The sequence below is a fragment of the Novosphingobium sp. GW821-FHT09E05 genome, assembly GCF_059416165.1.
This window is the reverse complement of sequence record NZ_JBWKOQ010000001.1, coordinates 500,007-519,316: the sequence shown is the minus strand read 5'-3', so window position 1 is coordinate 519,316 and position 19,310 is coordinate 500,007. Positions and strand designations below refer to the sequence as shown.

Annotated in this window: 14 protein-coding genes; 5 read left to right on the top strand and 9 right to left on the bottom strand. The window is 70.8% G+C overall.

Annotated features, from left to right (window positions below):
• Position 1: 1 nt before the first annotated feature.
• Complete coding sequence (locus AC07M9_RS02480) at positions 2–1,147, bottom strand: glycoside hydrolase family 68 protein (RefSeq protein WP_494881035.1); 1,146 nt, start codon at positions 1,145–1,147, stop codon at positions 2–4.
• 222 nt (positions 1,148–1,369) lie between these two features.
• On the opposite strand from AC07M9_RS02480, the gene AC07M9_RS02475 reads away from it, so the two are divergent.
• From AC07M9_RS02475 to msrA, 5 genes are all read left to right on the top strand, one after another.
• The gene (locus AC07M9_RS02475; protein ID WP_494881033.1) at positions 1,370–2,698 is read left to right on the top strand and encodes an MFS transporter; all 1,329 of its coding nucleotides are present in this window, start codon (positions 1,370–1,372) and stop codon (positions 2,696–2,698) included.
• A 58-nt stretch (positions 2,699–2,756) separates the two neighbouring features.
• Positions 2,757–3,812 carry a LacI family DNA-binding transcriptional regulator gene (locus AC07M9_RS02470; protein WP_494883873.1) on the top strand — a complete coding sequence of 352 codons (1,056 nt, stop codon included), beginning with the start codon at positions 2,757–2,759 and terminating at the stop codon, positions 3,810–3,812.
• A 124-nt stretch (positions 3,813–3,936) separates the two neighbouring features.
• Complete coding sequence (locus tag AC07M9_RS02465; protein WP_494883872.1) at positions 3,937–5,643, top strand: Hsp70 family protein; 1,707 nt, start codon at positions 3,937–3,939, stop codon at positions 5,641–5,643.
• A 10-nt stretch (positions 5,644–5,653) separates the two neighbouring features.
• On the top strand, positions 5,654–7,357 hold the full coding sequence (locus AC07M9_RS02460) for a hypothetical protein (protein ID WP_494881031.1): 1,704 nt from the start codon (positions 5,654–5,656) through the stop codon (positions 7,355–7,357).
• An 83-nt stretch (positions 7,358–7,440) separates the two neighbouring features.
• On the top strand, positions 7,441–8,109 hold the full coding sequence (gene msrA / locus AC07M9_RS02455) for a peptide-methionine (S)-S-oxide reductase MsrA (protein WP_494881029.1): 669 nt from the start codon (positions 7,441–7,443) through the stop codon (positions 8,107–8,109).
• A 77-nt stretch (positions 8,110–8,186) separates the two neighbouring features.
• On the opposite strand, the gene AC07M9_RS02450 is transcribed toward msrA, so the two are convergent.
• The 8 genes from AC07M9_RS02450 to AC07M9_RS02415 form a co-directional block, all read right to left on the bottom strand.
• The gene (locus AC07M9_RS02450; protein ID WP_494881027.1) at positions 8,187–9,374 is read right to left on the bottom strand and encodes a BaiN/RdsA family NAD(P)/FAD-dependent oxidoreductase; all 1,188 of its coding nucleotides are present in this window, start codon (positions 9,372–9,374) and stop codon (positions 8,187–8,189) included.
• Positions 9,371–10,993, bottom strand: coding sequence for an NAD(P)/FAD-dependent oxidoreductase (locus AC07M9_RS02445; protein ID WP_494881025.1), 1,623 nt, complete (start codon positions 10,991–10,993; stop codon positions 9,371–9,373). The genes AC07M9_RS02450 and AC07M9_RS02445 overlap by 4 nt, the downstream gene beginning before the upstream one ends.
• A gap of 60 nt (positions 10,994–11,053) precedes the next feature.
• Complete coding sequence (locus AC07M9_RS02440; RefSeq protein WP_494881023.1) at positions 11,054–12,013, bottom strand: alpha/beta hydrolase; 960 nt, start codon at positions 12,011–12,013, stop codon at positions 11,054–11,056.
• Positions 12,010–13,686: an amidohydrolase gene (locus tag AC07M9_RS02435; RefSeq protein ID WP_494881021.1), complete on the bottom strand. Its 1,677-nt coding sequence runs from the start codon at positions 13,684–13,686 to the stop codon at positions 12,010–12,012. Before AC07M9_RS02435 ends, AC07M9_RS02440 begins: the two co-directional genes overlap by 4 nt.
• Positions 13,687–13,785: 99 nt before the next feature.
• Positions 13,786–14,757 carry a MarR family transcriptional regulator gene (locus tag AC07M9_RS02430; protein ID WP_494881019.1) on the bottom strand — a complete coding sequence of 324 codons (972 nt, stop codon included), beginning with the start codon at positions 14,755–14,757 and terminating at the stop codon, positions 13,786–13,788.
• Positions 14,758–14,838: 81 nt separating this feature from the next.
• On the bottom strand, positions 14,839–15,870 hold the full coding sequence (gene hemH, locus AC07M9_RS02425) for a ferrochelatase (protein ID WP_494881017.1): 1,032 nt from the start codon (positions 15,868–15,870) through the stop codon (positions 14,839–14,841).
• On the bottom strand, positions 15,870–18,128 hold the full coding sequence (locus AC07M9_RS02420; RefSeq protein WP_494881015.1) for a molybdopterin cofactor-binding domain-containing protein: 2,259 nt from the start codon (positions 18,126–18,128) through the stop codon (positions 15,870–15,872). Before AC07M9_RS02420 ends, hemH begins: the two co-directional genes overlap by 1 nt.
• Positions 18,128–19,162 (bottom strand): Mrp/NBP35 family ATP-binding protein, encoded by a 1,035-nt coding sequence (locus AC07M9_RS02415; protein ID WP_494881013.1) that lies wholly within the window; start codon positions 19,160–19,162, stop codon positions 18,128–18,130. The genes AC07M9_RS02420 and AC07M9_RS02415 overlap by 1 nt, the downstream gene beginning before the upstream one ends.
• Positions 19,163–19,310 lie beyond the last annotated feature (148 nt).

The following is a 19,310-nucleotide window of genomic DNA, read 5'->3' as shown; positions in this document are numbered from 1 at the left end:
CTCACCCGTCCTTCAACGCGGCGCTCTCGCCATCGAGACGCAACTGCACGAAGGGGGCGAAGGTTCCGCCGAAATGCGTCCGCCCGGCCGGTTTTTCGCGCGCCTGCGCGTCGGCAAGGCCCCAGTAATCGACGAAGCTGGTGACCGAAAGGTCGGGCAGCACCCACCAGCTATAGGCCTGGAACGGCTCGGTTTCGGGATTGGCGAAGACGAGGCCGTGGCCGTTGAGGAGGGTCCAGGGCCCCTCGATCCGCTCGGCGACGGCGCCGTAGAGCCCCGTGGGAGCGGAAACGCCGGGCGCGAAGACCCGCGCCTGAGTGGACCAGAACAGGTATACCAGCCCGCCGTAAGCGACGACATGCGGGCGTTCCAGCTCGTTGTTGAGGCCCGATGCGTCGATCAGCGGCGGCAGTTTCTCGAACCTACCGTCCGGCCCGCGCCGGGCGCAGCCGATGACGCCGTTGTAGCGGCCGAGATGGCGCGCGGAGGAGGCCGTGAACAGGAGATATTCCCCGCCTTCTCCGGTGCGCCAGGTGGCGGGATCGCGGAACGCCTTGATCTCACCGACCTGCCCGGTCGCATCGTGGCGGCTCATGTAGATGACGTCGGCGGGGACGGCCAGTTCGACCGGCTCGGACCACCCGGTGAACACGGCTTCTTCGCCATCTTCGGCCAGCCGGGTGGTAGCGGCGAAGAGCCGCTGCCGGAACGTCGCCGCAGCCTCCCCGCGCATGCCGGCGGCGGTGAAGTAGAGCGTGACCACCCCATCGTCGTAAAGCGCCGAGCCCGACCATTCGCGGCTGCCGGGCGTGAAGCCGTCGGCAAATGTCGCGCCGAGGTGAATGAAGTCGCCCTCGAAACGATGGAAGTGGTGAATGCGCGCAAGGTCGTGGCGACCCTCCGGATCGTCCAGCGCCGGCGCGGCGAGCGCGAACCACAGCTCGCCGCCGCGCCAGCGCAGCGGCATGCCCCTCCCGCAGGCGAGCGGCCAGGCATCCCACACGTCGAGGTCGCGCGCCAAGCGCCGCACGTCGCCCGCGGTGAACACAGGCGCGCGTGAAAACCTCCCGTCAGCCAGCCCAGCGATGTCCGCCGACGACCATTTCAGGGAAACCGGAGACTCGGGAAGAACGGACGGAAAATTCATCGGGCGTGGACGTACAATCGTTTGAAATTCGTTGTAAACGAAAAACACGCAACCCTTTGAACTGCCGAGGGTGGCAGTCCGGCTCACGGTCGGATCTCTATGCAAAATCCCTCAGGACGATCCCTAAGTACAGGACATGCAATCGATTCTTATGAAACGCGGCCTGTGCGACTGCCTAATTTCCCGGTAACGATGCTGGCCGAAGCCACATGAAAGGCGTCCATGCCCGAAGGCACCCGGCCGAGACTTTCCCTGCCGCGCATCGTCGAGATGAACATCGGCTTCTTCGGGCTGCAGTTCAGCTTCGGCCTGCAGCAGGCGAACATGGGACCGATCTACGCCTATCTCGGCGCGAGCGAGGCGATCATGCCGCTGTTGTGGTTAGCCGGACCGATAACCGGGTTGCTGATCCAGCCGCTCGTCGGCGCGATGAGCGACCGGACCCTCTCGCCCATGGGGCGGCGCACCCCGTACTTCCTCGTCGGCGCGGTGCTCTGCTCGGCGGCGCTGCTGCTGATGCCCAATTCCTCGGCGCTGTGGATGGCGGCAGGCCTGCTGTGGCTGCTCGACGCGGGCAACAACGTGACCATGGAGCCGTACCGCGCCTATGTCGCCGACCGGCTCGCGCCGGACCAGCGCGCGGTCGGCTTCCTGACGCAGAGCGCTTTCACCGGCCTCGCGCATACCCTTTCCTATCTGGCGCCCTCGCTGCTCGCCAGCATCGTCGACCGGCACCTGCTGGGGCCGAGCGGCATCCCGGAAATCGTGCGCTGGGCTTTCATCGTCGGGGCGGTTCTGTCGATCTCGACGATCCTCTATTCGATCACGCGCGTACCGGAACTCCCGCTCTCGCCGGGACAGCGCGTCCTGATCTCCGGCGACCCGCTCACTCCTCGCGCGACCTTGCGCGAAATCCGTTCCGCCATCGCCGAGATGCCGCGCCCGATGCGCCAGCTGGCGCTGGCGATGCTGTGCCAGTGGTATGCGATGATGGCGTACTGGCAATACATCGCCTTCGCCCTGTCGCGCTCGCTCCATGGCACGGCCGACACGACGACCGAGGCGTTCCGTGATGCGGCGCTAACCGCGCAGCAGCTGGGCGCTATTTACAACGCGGTGGCCTTCGTGGCGGCGCTGGCGCTGATTCCGCTGGTGCGCCGACTGGGCGCGCGCGCGGTCCATGTCGCCTGCCTTGCCGCCTCGGGCCTGGCGATGATGGCGGTTCCTTCGGCGGGAACGCTGCCGCATCTCGCGGTGCTCATGGTGGGTATCGGGCTGGGCTGGGCGGGCATGATGGGAAACACCTATGTCATGCTCGCCGATTCGATCCCGCCGGCGCGCAACGGCATCTACATGGGCATCTTCAACATGTTCATCGTCATTCCCATGCTGTTCGAGAACCTGACGATGCCGCTCATCTACCATCCGATCCTCGATGGCGATGCCCGAAATGCCCTGATATTTGCAGGCATGCTGATGCTGGCGGGTGCAATCGCAACCCTGTTTGTTAACGCAGGTTCACCTCCTCTGCAAAACTCTGCCACCGCCTGAACTAGTCCCTTCCGGCAAGGCGATCAGGGTGTTAAGGCTCGCGCCCATGGTGGCAGGGATGGGCGACAGCAGCGACGGGAACGAAGGCCTGGAGGTGTCCAGGCCGTCTGTGGAAGTGCGCACCCTTGCCGATCTGGCGCGTGTGGCCGGTGTGTCCGCCGGCACCGTGTCGCGCGCTCTGGCCGGCAAGGCGCTCGTCAATGCCGAGACCCGCGACCGCATCCAGGCCCTCGCCCGGCACTACGGCTTCCGCCCCAACCAGATGGCGAGCAAGCTGCGTTCGCGGCGCACCGGCGTGATCGGTGTCGTCATCCCGCTCGGCCATGAAAAGCGCCAGAGCATTTCGGATCCGTTCTTCCTCACCCTGCTCGGCCACCTGGCGGACCAGTTGACCGAGAGCGGCTACGACCTCATGCTCAGCCGCGCGATCCCCGACGGTACCGCGGACTGGCTGGAGCGCATCACCGGTTCGGGGATGGTCGACGGCGTCCTGGTGATCGGCCAGTCGGACCAGTCGGAGGTGATCGACCAGGTCGCCGCGTACTATCGCCCGCTGGTTGCCTGGGGCAACTACCGCGAGGGCCAGGTCCACTGCGTCGTCGGCACCGACAACGAGATCGGCGGACGACTGGGCGCCGAGCACCTGATCGCCAGCGGCGCCAGGCGCATCGCCTTCCTCGGCGACACCACCGGCATCGAGATCGCCATGCGCCACCGCGGCGCCGCCGCGGCGGCGAAGGCCGCGGGCCTGCCGCTCGCGCACATCCCGGTCAATCTCGCGAGCGCCGAGATGGGCCCGCAGATCAAGGCCGCGCTGGCCCTGCCCGACATCGACTTCGATGGCTTCGTCTGCGCCTCGGACCTCATAGCCATGTCCGCGCTGCGCGTCCTCTACGAGACCGGCCGCGCCGTCCCCGACGACACCCAGGTGGTCGGCTTCGACGACCTGCCGATGGCCGCGCAGACTATGCCGCCCCTCACCACCATCCGCCAGGAAATCGCCGAGGGCGCCCGCGTCATGGTCGAGAAGCTCAAGGCGAAGATCGAGGGCGAGGCTGCCGACAGCCTCGCGATGCCCCCCGGCCTGATCGTGCGCCGCACCACGCGGGGGTGAGCGACGCCGGCCCCGTGCCGCCCAATTCACCCTTTACCCCCGCCCCGCGATGCCGCTACTCACCGCTCCCAGCGCCGGTGCAGTCGAGGACGATCGTGGTTCCCCAAAAGTCTTGCGTAGCCTCATGCTGATCGGCATCGACCTCGGCACCACCAACAGCGCCGTCGCCATCTGGCGCGGCGGCGCGGCCGAGCTGGTGCCCAATGCCCTGGGCGAGCTGCTGACCCCCTCGGCCGTCGGCATCGACAGGCAAGGGCAGGTCTGGGTCGGCACGCCCGCGCTCGACCGCATGGCCGCCCATCCGCAGGACACCGCCACCAGCTTCAAGCGCCTGATCGGCACCCAGCGCACCGCGCGCCTCGGCGGCCGGGAGTACAAGCCCGAGGACATCTCCGCCATCGTGCTCGGCGCGCTGGTGCGCGATGTCGCGGCGCTGACCGGCGAGAAGCCGACCGAGGCGGTCATCACCGTCCCCGCCTACTTCAATGACCGCCAGCGCAAGGCCACGCGCCGCGCGGGCGAACTGGCGGGCCTCACCGTGCGCCGCCTCATCAACGAGCCGACCGCCGCCGCGCTCGCCTTCGGGCTGCAGGACAAGGGCGACCGCGAGCCGTTCCTGGTGTTCGACCTCGGCGGCGGCACCTTCGACGTTTCGGTGGTGGAGATGTTCGACGGCATCGTCGAGGTCCGCGCCTCGGCGGGCGACAACCGGCTCGGCGGGGACGACTTCGACGATGCCCTCGCCGCTTTCGCGAGGCCGCGCCTCGATCCCGAGGGCCTGCTGGCCAAGCTGCCCGACGAGCGCCGCGACGCCCTGCTGAAGCGCGCCGCCGAAACCTGCCGCCGTGCGCTCAGCACCGCGAACGAGGCCGAATTCGCGCTGACTGTCGAGGAAACCCGCCTCGCCACGACCGTCACCGAGGCTGAGTTCGAAGCCGCCGTCGAACCCCTCGTCCGCCGCCTGCGCGAGCCCGTCGTGCGCGCGCTTCGCGACAGTGCGATCGAGGCGGCGGAGCTGTCCGACGTGGTGCTGGTCGGCGGCGCCACGCGCATGCCCGTGGTGCGCAAGGCCATCACCCGCCTGTTCGGCCGCTTCCCCAATTCCTCGGTCCATCCCGACCACGCGGTCGCTCTGGGCGCCTCGATCCAGGCCGGGCTGGTCGGCCGCGACGCCGCGCTCGACGAGATCCGCATCACCGACGTCTGCCCCTTCACGCTGGGTATCGAAGTGGCCGAGCAGGACCGCTTCGGCGGCCTCCAGCGCGGATTGTTCTCGCCGATCATCGAGCGCAACACGCCGGTTCCGGTCAGCCGCGTCAACAGCTACTCGACCATGGGCGACGGGCAGAAGCAGATCGAGTTCGGGATCTACCAGGGCGAGGCGCGTGAGGTTTCGGGCAACGTCAAGCTGGGCCAGATCGTCGTCCCGGTCCCGCCCCGCCCGGCGGGCGAGGTCAGCGCGGAGGTGCGCTTCTCCTACGACAGCTCGGGCCTGCTGGAAGTCGACGTCCACGTCCCCGCCAGCGGCCAGAGCCACAGCCTCGTCATCGTCGACGAGGAGGACCGGCCGGACCGCAAGGACATCGACAGGCGCCGCGCCGCGCTGGCCGCGCTCAAGCACCACCCGCGCGAGGAGGCCGGCCACGTCGCCCTGATGGCCCGCGCGGAACGTGCATACGAGGAGCACATCGGCGAGCTGCGGCAGGCGATCGGCCACTGGATCACCGAGTTCGCGGGCGCGCTGAACACGCAGGACCCGCGCCGCATCGCCGACGCGCGCAGCTTCCTCAGCACGCGCCTCGACGAAATCGACAGCGCCAGCCCGCTGTGACAGCCCCGGCGTGAGCGAGTTCCCGTGGTCCGCGCTCGGCATCGCCCCGACCGGCGATGCCCGCGCCATCCGCAGCGCCTACGCCGCGCGGATCAAGACCATGGATCTCGACGCCGACGTCGAAGGCTATGCCGACCTGCGACAGGCGCGTGACCTGGCACTGCGGATCGCCAAGGGCATGACGCCCCCGCCGCTGGACGAGGAACCCGAGGTCGAGGAACGGGCCTCGGTTGGACCGCTCGAGGATGAAGCCCCGCCGCGCTGGCGTTTCGCCGCCCCGGATCTGACCGGCGAAGGCGAGGGCGACCCTGCACTCTCCATCCTGCCGGAAGCGTCCGGCGCCCTGCTCGGCCGCATTTCGCCGGACCTGTCCGCCACCGGCGACGGTCCCGGCCATGCCGTCCTCCCCGCGGCCACGCCGCGCCTTGGCGCGCCGCTGCTCGAGGATCACGGCAGGGCCGGCACGATCGGCCAGGACGCGCTGGAATCGCCGTTCGCCCGGCTCTCCGCCATGCTCGATTCCAGCGGGCCCGCCGGGGTGGCGGCGATGGACGCAGGCGAGGAGGCCCGCGCCCTCGCGGTCCTCGGCGCGGTGCTGGGCACGGTCTACCAATCCGACGTGACCCGGCAGGACGAGATGGAGGCCTGGCTGCTCGACCTCTTCGTCGATGCCTGGCCCCGCAGCGCGCCGCTGGCCGAGGAGGCCAGCAAAGTCTTCGCGTGGGACAGGGAATGGGACAAGGTCGACGCTCGGCCCGCCGTCGCCTACCTCGGGACGCACCTGCGCGCCTATCGCTTCCATGCGAACGTGCAGCGGCCCGGCCACCGCTTCCACAAGGCCTGGACCGAACTCAGCCGAACCGGAAAAGCCGGCCCTCTGCGCGCGCTGAGCGTCAACGGCGCCGACGTGAGGCAACTGCTTGCCGGCATCCGCAGGCGCTTCCCCGAGCTGGAAGGGCATCTGAACGCCGACCGCATAGCCTCGTGGGAAGGGGGCAGCGCGTGGCCCACGGCTGTGATCGCCGTGCTGGGACTGGCGCTCCTCGGCTTCCTGTTCAGTCTCGCCGAGCCCGCGCCCCGGCCCGACCGGCCTCCGATCGTCACCGACAGGTCGGAATTCGCCGCCGTCGCCGAAACCTTCGGCGCGGGACACGATCCCGGATGGCTGCGGCGACAGGACCCCGAGCTCTCGGTCGCCATAGAGAACCTGAGCCGCACTGCCGTCCAGTCGGGCGAGGGCAAGGCAGGAGCCGCCAGTCGCGCCGCCGAGTTCGTGCGCCAGCGGATCTACCTCAACGGCAGGGCAACCACGGGTGACGACTTCGACCGCACCATGCGCCTGCGCCTCGACCTGCTGAAGGCGGCGCGGGTTAAGGACACGGCCACCTGCCTGCTCTACCTCAACACCGGCCAGCTGCCCGCCGGCGTCCTGGTGCCGGGGGCCGTGCGCACACGCGAGCGCGAGCTTGCCGCGTCCTTCGCCCAACGCGGACTACTCGGCCCGCCCGCGCATTCCGGCCCGACCACCGCCAGCGTCCCCGGCGCGCTCGTCGCCAGGGTGGTCGCGGCGACCGGGCTTTCCAAGTCCGAGGTCGCGCAGGCCATGCAGGGCAAGGGCCCGGATTCCGCGCGCTGCGCCGTTTCGATCGCCCTGCTCGAAGCCACGCTGGGCTGGAAGGGCGATACCCGCCGCGCGATCCTGCTGACGCTGTAGGCCCCCCCGGCCCGGCCGGCGCGACGCCCTCTGGCGCTGCGCCAGTTCCCTCCCCATGTACTGGGAAACCCGGAGAGCTTCCCATGTCGATCCGTCCCCTGCCCCTCCTTGCCACCGCCGCCGCGCTCGGCCTTGCCGCCATGGGCCTCGCCTCCTGGCCCGAAACGCCCGCCAACGCCGCCGCCTTCCCCGCCCCGCCCGCCGAGAAGGCATCCGCCGGAGACCAGGTCGCCGTCCTCGCGGGCGGATGCTTCTGGGGTATCGAGGGCCTGTTCGAACATGTGCGCGGCGTGAAATCGGTGACCGCGGGCTATGCCGGCGGTGCGCGGAAGGACGCGACCTACGGCGCCGTCTCCACCGAGAAGACCGGCCATGCCGAAGCGGTGCGCATCGTCTACGACCCCGCCAAGGTCAGCTACGGTACGCTGCTCAAGGTGTTCTTCTCGGTCGGGCACGACCCGACGCAGGTGAACCGCCAGTTCCCCGACGTCGGCCCCAGCTACCGCTCGGCGGTGTTCGCGCAGAACGACGCGCAGCGACAGATCGCCGCCACCTACATCGCCGCGATCGCCAAGGCGGGGGTCTATCCCAGGCCGGTGGCGACGAAGATCGAGACCGGCGCCTTCTATCCGGCCGAGAGCTACCACCAGGACTTCCTGCGGCGAAACCCGACCAACGGCTACATCCGCCGCTACGACATGCCCAAGCTGGATGCGCTGAAGAAGACCTGGCCGGCGCTGTACCGCAGTTGAGGATCGCGCCGGTTCTCGCTGAACCGGAGCATCCGACATTCACGCTTCGGTCGTGAAAGCGCGGCTCATTCCCTCGATCAGAGCGCCAGCCCTGCTGCCCGCGCGCTCGCCCAGGCCCACTGGAAGTTGTAGCCGCCCAGCCAGCCGGTGACGTCCACCGCCTCGCCGATGGCGTAGAGGCCGGGGCTCTTGCGCGCTTCCATGGTCTTGGACGACAGCTCGGCAGTGTCGATGCCCCCGGCGGTGACTTCGGCCTTAGCATAGCCCTCCGAACCATCGGGCAGGAACGGCCAGCGTGCCAGCCGCGCCTCGGCGGCGGCCAGCACCTTGTCGGTCAGGCTGCCCATCTCGCCCTCGATGCCGAGCCTTGCGAACAGCGCGTCTGCCAGCCGCTCGGGCAGGCCATCGCCCATCGCCTTGCGGAACGACAGGCGCGGGCGCTCGCGCTTGATCGCTTTCAGCCAGCCATCGATCCGGTCGGGGACGAACTGCGCCGTCACGGTGTCGCCGCGCTGCCAGTAGCTTGAAATCTGCAGGATCGCCGGGCCCGACAGCCCGCGATGGGTGAACAGCGCCGCCTCTCGGAAGGCGGCCTTGCCGCCCGCTTTTCCGTCAATGCGCGCGACGATCTCGGTCGACACGCCCGACAGCTCGCGGAACAGCGTCTCCTCGCCCGGCAGCGTCAGCGGCACCAGCGCCGGGCGCGGCTGCACGACCTTGAGGCCGAACTTGCGCGCAAGGTCGTAGGCGAACCCGGTCGCGCCCATCTTCGGGATCGAGGGGCCGCCCGTCGCGATCACCAGCGCCGGGGCGGCGGCGACTGTCCCGCCGTATTCCACACGGTAGAGGCCGTCTGCATGGTCCACCGCGCCGATCGCGTCGCCGCAGTTCAGCGTGACGCCGCCCTTGTCGCACTCCTCCAGCAGCATCGCGACGACCTGCTTGGCCGAACCGTCGCAGAACAGCTGTCCCAGCGTCTTCTCGTGCCAGGCGATGTCGTAGGCTTCCATCAGCGCCAGGAAGTCCGACGGCGTGTAGCGGCTGAGCGCGGACTTGGCGAAGTGCGGATTACTGGCGAGATAACGGTCGGGCGCGGTGTGGATGTTGGTGAAATTGCACCGCCCGCCGCCGGAGATGACGATCTTCTTGCCGGGCTCGGCCGCGTGGTCGAGCAGCAGCACGCGCTTGCCGCGCTGCCCGGCGGTGGCGGCGCAGAACAGGCCCGCCGCGCCGGCGCCGAGCACGATGGCGTCGTATTCGCTCATGCCGGCACCAGGTCCAGCGCCAGCGCCTCGGCCACGCGAATGCCGTCGACGGCGGCCGACAGGATGCCGCCCGCATAGCCCGCGCCCTCGCCCGCCGGGTAGAGGCCGCGCGTGTTGAGGCTCTGGAAGTCGCGCCCGCGGGTGATGCGCACCGGCGAGGACGTGCGCGTCTCCACCCCGGTCATGATGACGTCGGGATGGTCGTAGCCGGGCACCTGGCGGCCGAACACCGGCAGCGCCTCGCGGATCGCCTCGATCACGTAGTCGGGGAGACACTGCGCGAGGTCGGTGAGGTGGACGCCCGGCTGATAGCTGGGAATGACCTCGCCCAGTTCGGTGGACGCGCGCCCGGCGAGGAAGTCGCCCAGCTTCTGCCCCGGCGCCCTGTAGTCGGACCCGCCGGCGACGAAGGCCAGCTTCTCGAACTTGCGCTGGAGCGCGAGGCCCGCGAGCGGGTGGCCGGGGAAGTCGCGCTCGGGCGTGATGTCGACCACGAGGCCGGAGTTGGCGTTGAACTCGGCGCGCGAATACTGGCTCATGCCGTTGGTGACGACACCGCCCTCCTCGCTCGCGGCCGCCACCACGCGCCCGCCAGGGCACATGCAGAACGAGTAGACGGTGCGCCCGTTCTTTGCCTTGTACGAGGTGGAATAGGAGGCCGCGCCGAGGATCGGGTTGCCCGCGCAGGGACCGAAGCGGGCCTTGTCGATCCAGCCCTGGGGATGCTCGATGCGCACGCCGATGGCAAAGGGCTTGGCCTCGATGAAGACGCCGCGATCGTGCAGCACCTCGAACGTGTCGCGCGCCGAATGGCCGACGGCCATGATGACATGCTGCGTTTCGAGCAGTTCGCCGTTCGCAAGATGCAGGCCGGTCAGGTGGCGGGCGCCATCCGCGTCCTCGCGAATCGCGAAGTCGTCGACGCGGGTGCCGAAGCGGTATTCGCCGCCCAGTGCCTCGATCGTCTCGCGCATCGACATCACCATGGTGACGAGGCGGAACGTGCCGATGTGCGGGTGCGCCTCGGTGAGGATATCCTCCGGAGCGCCGGCCTTGACGAACTCGGTCAGCACCTTGCGCCCCAGGTGGCGCGGGTCCTTGATGCGGCTGTAGAGCTTGCCGTCGGAGAACGTGCCCGCCCCGCCCTCGCCGTACTGGACATTGCTTTCGGGGTTGAGTTCGGAGCGGCGCCACAGGCCCCAGGTGTCGCGGGTGCGCTCTCGCACGGCCTTGCCGCGCTCGATGATGATCGGCCTCAGCCCCATCTGCGCCAGCACCAGCGCGGCGAGCAACCCACAGGGGCCGGCCCCGATGACGACCGGGCGCGGGCCGGCGTAGTCCTCCGGAGCACGGGTGACGAACCTGTATGCGGTATCCGGTGCAGGACGGACGTGCGGGCCGCCGGCGAAACGGGCGAGCACCTCGGCCTCGCCGCGCACCGTCACGTCGAGCGCGTAGACCAGCTTGATCGCGTTCTTGCGGCGCGCGTCGTTGCCGCGGCGCACGACGGTCACGCGCTCCAGGTCGGCGGGCGCGATGGCGAGGCGTTCGATCACCGCCGTGTCGAGGTCGGCGGGGGTGTGGTCGAGGGGCAGTGCAAGATCGGTCAGGCGAAGCATCGTGGCGCCTTTATACACTCACGCGGCGCAGCGCCATCACCGCCTTGCGGGGGCCCGCGTTCAGGCGAGGCGGGCCGCCAGCCACGCCGACGCCTCGGCCAGCGCCCGGTCGGCGAGGCGCGAGACCGTCACCGCTTCCAGGAAGCTGTGCGTGGCGCCGTCGTAGACATGGAGGGCGGCGTCCACTCCGGCCTCGTCCAAACGCTTCGCCATCGCCGCGTTCTCGTCGAGCAGGATGTCGCATCGCGCCGTGCAGAGCCAGGTCGGCGGCAGGCCGGCAAGGTCCGCATGGAGGGGGCGCGCCAGGGGATCGGGCGGGGACGTCGCCCAGTCGTCGCCGAGGTAGCTGGCCCAGAAGTCGTCCATCTCCGGACCGGTGAGCATGTAGCGCTCGCCGTCGCCGTAGCGTTCGTAGCTCGGCGTCCAGGTGCCGTCGAAGGCGCCGTAGTTGAGCAGCAGCGCGCGCGGCATGGGCCGGTTCGCCGCGCGCAGGCGCAGCGCGGCGGACACCGCCAGGTTGGCGCCCGCGCTGTCGCCGCCGACGGCATGGCGCGAAGCATCCAGCCCGTGCTCGCCGCCGTGGTCCTGGAGCCAACCCAGCACTTCGGCAATGCTGTCCGGCGCGGCGGGAAAGCGGCTTTCCGGCGCCAGCGGGTAGTCGACGCCCAGCACCGCGATGCCGGCCCGCCCGGCATATTCGCGCATCAGGCGGTCGTGGCTGTCGATGCTGAACAGCGTCCAGCCGCCGCCGTGGAGGTAGACGAGGACCGGGAGGTCCGCGCCGGTCGTCGGCCGGTGGATGCGGATGCGCGTTCCCGCACGGCCGACGGTGAGCGTCTCGCTCGCCGCCATGGCCGGGCCGCCCTGCTGCCAGGGCGCGCGCTGCGCCTCCGCGATCGCACGGCGCGCGGCCGGCGTCAGGCCGGGGCGCGAGCCCAGCGCGGCGGAGGCGGCGAACATGCGGCCGAGCCAGTCGCGGATCTCGGGATCGACGTCGTCGTCCGTGAAAGGTCCGCTCACCCGTGCACCTTGCGGCCGGCGAGATGGGTCGACACCACCTTGGCCGATTCCAGCGTCTCCGGGTCGATCGCCGTCAGGTCGCGGTCCCAGGCCACGAAATCGGCAAGACGGCCCGGCGCCAGGGTGCCGGTATGTGCCTCATGCCCGCCGGCGTAGGCGGCGCCGCGCGTATAGGCGAGCATGGCATCGTGGATGTCCACGCGCTGCTCGGGATACCAGCCGCCGGGGTTGGCGCCGTCCAGCGTCTCGCGCAGCGTGGCGGCCTTGAGCCCGGTCAGCGGATCGAGCGGGGCGACCGGCCAGTCCGACCCGAAGGCGACATGGGCGCCGCTGCGCAGGAGCGATTCGAACGCGTAAGTCGTCTTCAGCCGCTCGGGCCCGATGCGGCGGACCGCCCAGCGGCCGTCGTCGATGGCGTGGTAGGGCTGGACCGAGGCGATCACGCCCTGCTGCGCAAACCGGCCGATGCTGGCCGGGTTGAGGTGCTGCGCATGTTCGATGCGCGAGCGGCGATCGCGCGGGCCGTTGGCGGCGGCGACTTCCGCCAGCGTATCGAGGACGGTGTCGTTGGCCCGGTCACCGATGGCGTGGGCGGCGATCTGCAGGCCGGCGGCGTCGGCCGCGCGGGCGAGTTCGAGCAGTTCCCCGGGGTCGGTGACAGTGATGCCGCGGGTGGTGGGATCGTCGAGGTAGGGCTCGTAGAACAGCGCCGTGCGCGAGCCGAGCGAGCCGTCGAACACGACCTTGCAGCCGCCCCAGCGCACGAGGTCGTCGCCCCGGCCCTCGGCGGCGATGAGGTCGCGCAGTCTGGCCCAGTCCTTGAGCGGCGTCATCGCGTAGAAGCGCATCGGCAGGTCGCCCGAAGCGCGCAGGCGGCGGGCGGACTCGAACGTTCGCCAGTCGATCCCGGTCTCGTGGACCTGGGTTACGCCCCTGGAGAGCGCGAGCGCGATGCCGCGCCGGTTGATGGCGTCGGTGGCCGCGTCGGAAGGCAGGGGGATGCGGGCGAGCGCCATGTCCTTGGCGGCGTCCTTGAAGATGCCGGTGAGGCGGCCCCTGGCATCGCGCCCGATGACCCCGCCCTCGACATCGGGCGTGCTCTCGCCCAGCCCGAGCACTTCGAGCGCGCGGCTGTTGAGCAGCGCCATGTGCAGGTCGTAGCGCAGCACCGCGACGGGGGTGTTCGGGCTGACCGCGTCGATCCAGTCGCGCGAGGGGAGTTCGCCGCCCCAGCGGTCGTTGTCCCATTCGCCGCCCTGGATCCAGACACCGGCAGGCAGCGCGCGCGCCGCTTCGCCGATGCGCCGGGCGAACTCGGCCCGGCCCGGGGCATCGCGCAGCGAGGGCTGACCGATCATCGCGGAGCCGAGGGTGAAATGGACATGGCTGTCGGTGAAGCCCGGCGTCACGAAAGCGCCGCCGAGGTCGACCACCCGCGTCCTCTTGTCGGCAAGGCTGCGCGCGGCCTCGCTTCCGAGTGCCGCGATCCGCCCGTTCACCAGGCCGAGGGCGTCGGTGAAGATCTCGCGCCCCTCGCCCGTCCATATCCGGCCGTTGGTGTAGATCGTGTCGACCGCCGTTCCGCGCGCGAAGGCGGCCTGGCGCAGCAGCAGCGGCGCGGCGACCACGCCCGCGCTAGCCGAAAGGAAGGTACGGCGATCGAGTCTCTTCATGGCGCGTCCGATGTCCTGACTTGGAGCAGAAGTCATATCCAATGCGCGGTCCACGACAACGGGCCAACTCGCATCCCCGAGGCGGGGCCAGCGACGGCGTCAGACCGGGACCGGCCCCGCCAGTCCGATTTCGGAGAAGTAGCGGCCCATCGCCCGCTGCGCCCTGTCGCTGAGCGCGATGAAGGCGCGGCGGCGGTCGACATCGTCGCTCACCCGCTCGAACAGGTCCGCCTCGACCATCTGGCCGATCCAGCGCAGCGCGGTGGTCGGCGGGACGGCGGCGGCGATGCACAGCGAGGTGACCGAGACCTGCTTCCCCTCGATCCGCGCGGCGGTGAGGTCGAGCAGCATGTCCCAGGCGGGGTCGGCGAACAGTTCGCCGTCGAGGAAACGCGCGCGCAGCTGGCGCTGGCGGATGATGCGGCGCACCAGCTTGGCATCGGGAAGCTGCCCTTCTGCGGCGGGGGTTGGCGCGGGAGGGGTGGGGGCCGGAGCGGCCTGACCATCGGGAAAGGCGAAGGCCGATCCGGAACCGCGCGGGTCGAGCCGGTCGATGCGTCCGGCGATCTGGCCGACCTGCTCGGTCAGGCGCAGCAGCATCAGCCGATCATCGTCCGACAGTTCGCGCAAGCGCCCGGACGGGAAGCCTGCCATCACCTGTCCCAGCGCGATGACGCGTTCGGCGCGGTCGGGGTCGACGAGCAGGATCGGCGCGGACTGGTCCATGCAGGCGAACACGTCCTCCAGCGCGTCGACGCTGGTCGAGACGATCAATCGCGTTCTCCCCCGTCCCGCGCGCATGTCGAGCTGCGTGAGCGCCGCGAGCGAGGCGCCATCGACCTGCGGGCAGTCGACCATCACCACATCGCCCAATGTCCGGTCGACACCTTCCGCCAGGTCGATCAGCGAGCCGACCGAGGTCACCTTAAGACCGGCGGTCTCGGCATCCTCGCGCAGGGCCGTGCGCAGCCGCGATCGATCGGCGTAGATCGACAGGGCGATCGGGATCTCTCCGTCCGCACCCCGGGCCTGGCCATAGGCGAAGTCCGGTTGGGATAGGCTGTCGCTCATGCTTTCCGACTCCTTTGGATCGGAACATAACTCGAACGAAGCACGGTGGGAGGTTAAAAATCTGCAAGCCCCCGGAAGGGCTCAATCCGCGCCCCACCAACCCTGGAGTTCACGCCGCACCAGCGTTTCGAGCATGGCCATGCCGGGGGGGCCGTCGTTGAGGCAGGTGAGCACGGCGAGCCGCTCACCGCCGGCGCCCTCGAACACTTCGCGGCCGCGGATCGCGAGTTCCTCGAGCGTCTCGACGCAGTCGGCGGAGAAGCCGGGCGCCGCGATCGCGATGCGGCGGGTGCCATCCTTGGCCAGCTTCTCCAGCGTCGCTTCGGTCGAGGGTTCGAGCCACCTGGCGCGGCCGAAGCGGGACTGGAAGCTGGTCTCGACGCGCAGGCCCGGCAGGCGCATCGCGAGACGTTCGGCCAGCAGGCGCGCGGTCTTGCGGCAGTGGCAGTGGTACGGATCGCCCAGCTCGAGCGTGCGCTGGGGCATGCCGTGGAACGAGAGCAGCAGCAGCTCGGGCGTGAAGTCCAGCGCGGCGACCTGCCCCGCGAGATCGTCCTCCAGCGCGCTGATATAGGCGGGGTCGTCGTGGTAGGGCGGCAGGGTGCGCAATGCGGGCTGCCAGCGCATCGCACCCAGCGCATCGCCCAGCCTGTCCATGACCGAAGCGGTCGTCGCGCCCGAATACTGCGGATAGAGCGGCGCGACGAGGATGCGGTCGTATCCCGCGTCCTTCATCGCCTGCAGGCGCGAGGGGATCGAGGGGTTGCCGTAGCGCATCGCCCAGTCCACCCGCACGCCGCCGCCGAGCAGCGCCTGGAGCCCGCGCGCCTGCGCCGCCGTGATCGCGGCGAGCGGCGAGCCCTCCGCCGTCCAGACCTGCGCGTAGGCATGGGCGGACTTGGCCGGGCGGGTGCGCAGGATCACGCCATACAGGATCGGCTTCCATACCACCGGCGGGATTTCGATCACGCGCGGGTCGGAGAGGAATTCGGCGAGGTAGCGGCGCACCGCCGCCGGGGTCGCGGCGTCGGGCGTGCCGAGGTTGACCAGCAGCACGCCGACCTTGCCGACGGCGACTTCCGGGTGGTCGGCGGGGGCATTTGCAGGGGGCATCACAGGTCCTCGCCGAAGAAGGGCAGGCGGCGCAGGCGAAGGCCCGTCGCCGAATAGAGCGCGTTGGCGACCGCCGGGGCAACGGCGGCGACGCCGAGTTCGCCGGGGTCGGCGGGGTCCGCCTTGCTCTCGACGAATTCGACCTCGATCTCCGGGCAGTCGGCCAGCGTCGGCAGGCCCATCGCGGCGAGGCTCTCGCCGTCGGGCCGGCCGCTCTCGTAGCGCACCGCGCAGCCGAGCGCGAGGCCGAGGCCGAAGATCAACCCGCCCTCGACCTGCTGGCGGGCGATGTCGAGATTGACGATCCGGCCGATGTCGGCGACCGCGCTGAGCTTGTCCACCCGCACGCCTTCCGCATCGCGCCGCGCGCTGGCGACGACGGCGATCCGCCCTCCACCGATGACGTGGCAAGCGATGCCCTGCCCGCTGGCGTCGGCGCCGCCGCCCCATTGCGAGAGCGCCGCCACGCGCTGCAGGCACTCGGCCAGGCGCGGGTCCTTGCCCAGCATCGCCATGCGGTAGCTGAGCGGCTCGTGGCCGGCCTTGTGGGCGAGTTCGTCGACGAAGCTCTCGTTGAAGAAGGCGGTCCAGGCGTGGGCGTTGCCGCGCATCCGCGCCGTGGGCAGGCCGATGCGGACGGGGACGTGGTCGATCGCAAGATTGGCGATGTCGTAAGGCGGGAGCGCGCCTTCGAGCGCCATCGGGTCGGCCTCGCCCGCCACGGCGGCGACGGCGTCGAACGGGGCGTCGCCATCGAACAGGCGGCGGCCGAACTCGCGGGCGGTCGCTGGCACGGTGATGCGCGCGCGCCAGCCAGCGACGGCGCCCTCGGTATCGACGCGCGCGGCCATCACCGCGACGACCGGCGTGCGCGGCAGGCCGGCGCGGAATTCCTCGCGGCGGTCCCAGGTGAGCTGGACGGGCTTGCCGACGGCTTTGGCGATGACGGCGGCCTCCACCGCGTGGCCGAATTCCAGGCGGCGGTCGAAGCTGCCGCCGATCGCCACCGGGTAAAGCACGACGTCGCGCAGGTTCAGGCCGACGGCCCGCGCCGCGGCTTCGCGGGTGGCCTCGGGGGCCTGGGTGCCGACCCAGAGTTCGAGCTTGCCGTCCCGGAAATGCGCGGCGGCGGCGGCGGTCTCGATGGCGGCGTGGACGGCGGGGGCGACTTCGTAGCGCAGCTGGACCGGCAAACCGCCCTCAACCACGTCCATGTCGCCCTCCCGGTGCAGGCGGTGCGCGTCGGCGGTGCGCAGGGCCTCGTCCATCGCGGCGTCGACCACATTGGAGTCGGCTCCGGCGGCGACCCTGAAACGCGGGGCCATGCGGGTGAGCGCCTGCTCGGCGGTCCAGCCATCGGCGGCGACGGCCGCGACCCAGTCGTCGCCCTTCACCACGCCGACGTAGCCGCGCAGGCCTTTCGCCGCGGCCTCGTCCACGCCCGCGACCGCAGCGTTCATGCCGATCGGCGCGTGGCGGATGGCCGCGTAGACCATGCCCGGCAGGCGCACGTCGCCCGCGAAGGTCCACGAGCCGTCAACCTTGGAGGGCAGGTCCAGCCGAGGGTAGCGCAGCGGGGCGCCGGAGGGGAATTCGCCCGGGCGCTCGGCCATCGGTTCGGCGCGAAGCGGCGGGGTGGAGGGCGGCGAGAAGGCGGCGGCTTCCTCGGCAAGCGTGCCGAAGGCGAGGCGCTTGCCTTCGTGGAGCACGAAGCCGCCGTGTGCCTCGCATTCCTCCCAGGCGACGTTCCAGCGCGCGGCGGCGGCCTGCATCAGCATCGCCCGCGCGGAGGCGGCTGCGGCGCGCGCGGGGGCCTCGTACGCGGCAAGGGAAGTGCCGTCGGCGGTGGCGTTGAAGCGGTGTCCCTCGGCCCAGCGGCGGGCCACTATGCCGTCCGGGCCGTCCGCCAGCGCGGGGGCGAGCGGCATCCACAGCGGCGCCCACTTCGCGGCCAGCGGGAGGTTGGCGTAGCGCGCGCTGACCGGCGCCGGCTCGACCGAGATCTGCCGCCAGTCGGCGCCCAGTTCGTATGCCACGACCTGCGGTATCAGCGTGGTGACGCCCTGCCCCATCTCGACCTGCGGCACGGAGACGGTGACGACGCCGTCGGTGCCGATCCGCAGCCAGGCGTCGAACGGGAACTCGCCCTCGCGCGGTTCCAGAGGCAGCGGGTACGAACGGGGGCGCAGCAGGAAGCCGAGCGTGAGCCCGCCCCCCGCCAGCGCCCCGACCAGCACCTTGCGCCGCGTGACGGCCATCAGGGCTGCCTGTCCAGCCACGCGCCCACCTGCCGGGCAAGCGCGGTGAACGCCTCGGCCTGCGGACCGTCACCGGCCGCCGTGGGGGTTCCGGCGTCGCCCTCGCGGCGGATCGTGATGTCGAGCGGGATGCGGCCAAGGAAGGGGACGTCCATCGCCTTCGCCGCCGCCTCCGCGCCGCCGGTGCCGAACGGGTCGCTGACTTCGCCGCAGTGGGGGCAGGCGTAGCCGGCCATGTTCTCGACCACGCCGACGATCGGCACGCCGCCCTTCTCGAGCATGTCGGCGGCGCGCGCGGCGTCCATCAGCGCGAGGTCCTGCGGGGTGGAGACGATCACCGCGCCCGCCGGCTTGAAGCGCTGGAGCATGGTGAGCTGGACGTCGCCGGTGCCGGGCGGCAGGTCGACGACGAGCAGCTCGGCCCCGTCCCAGTGCGCCTCGACCAGCTGGATCAGCGCGCCCGCGATCTTGGGTCCGCGCCAGGCGATCGCCTGGCCCGCCCTGGTGAGGTGCGCCATCGACAGCACCGGCACGCCCCAGGCGCTCTGGACCGGGACCAGCCTGCCCTCGTGCGCCACCGCGCGCTTGTCCTCGGTGCCGAGCAGCCGTGCCTGCGAGGGGCCGTAGATGTCCGCATCGACGAGCCCGACCTTGCGCCCGCTGCGCGCCAGCGCGACGGCGAGGTTCACCGCGAGCGTCGACTTGCCGACCCCGCCCTTGCCCGAGCCGACCGCGAGGATGCGCGGCGTTTTCGGTGCGGGCGCCGGAGCGGGCGCCTCGGCCTTGTCCGCCATCATCGCCACGCGCACGTCGGTCACGCCCGGCGCCGACCCGAGCGCCGCCGTGACCGCCGCCTCCAGCCGCTCGCGCGCCAGCGAGCCGAGCCCGGTCGCGTCCAGGACGAGGATCGCCCGGCCCTCGACCAGCCGCAGCGACTGCAGCCGCGGCGCGGCATCGGCGGGCAGCAGTGCCTTCAGTTCCTCGGACGATCCCGCAGCGCTGGTCACTCGTGTCTCCGCAACAATAATAAACATTCGCCGTCCCCGCGCTCGCGAGAACCCATCTCCGGCCCGTCCGCAGGGGCGGGACAGCGGGATGTATCCCCACCCAATGCGGGGATGACGAGGAAAATCCGGGACGTGCGGTCGCACCGTTCCGTCGCCGCTCAGGTGGCGTACCACG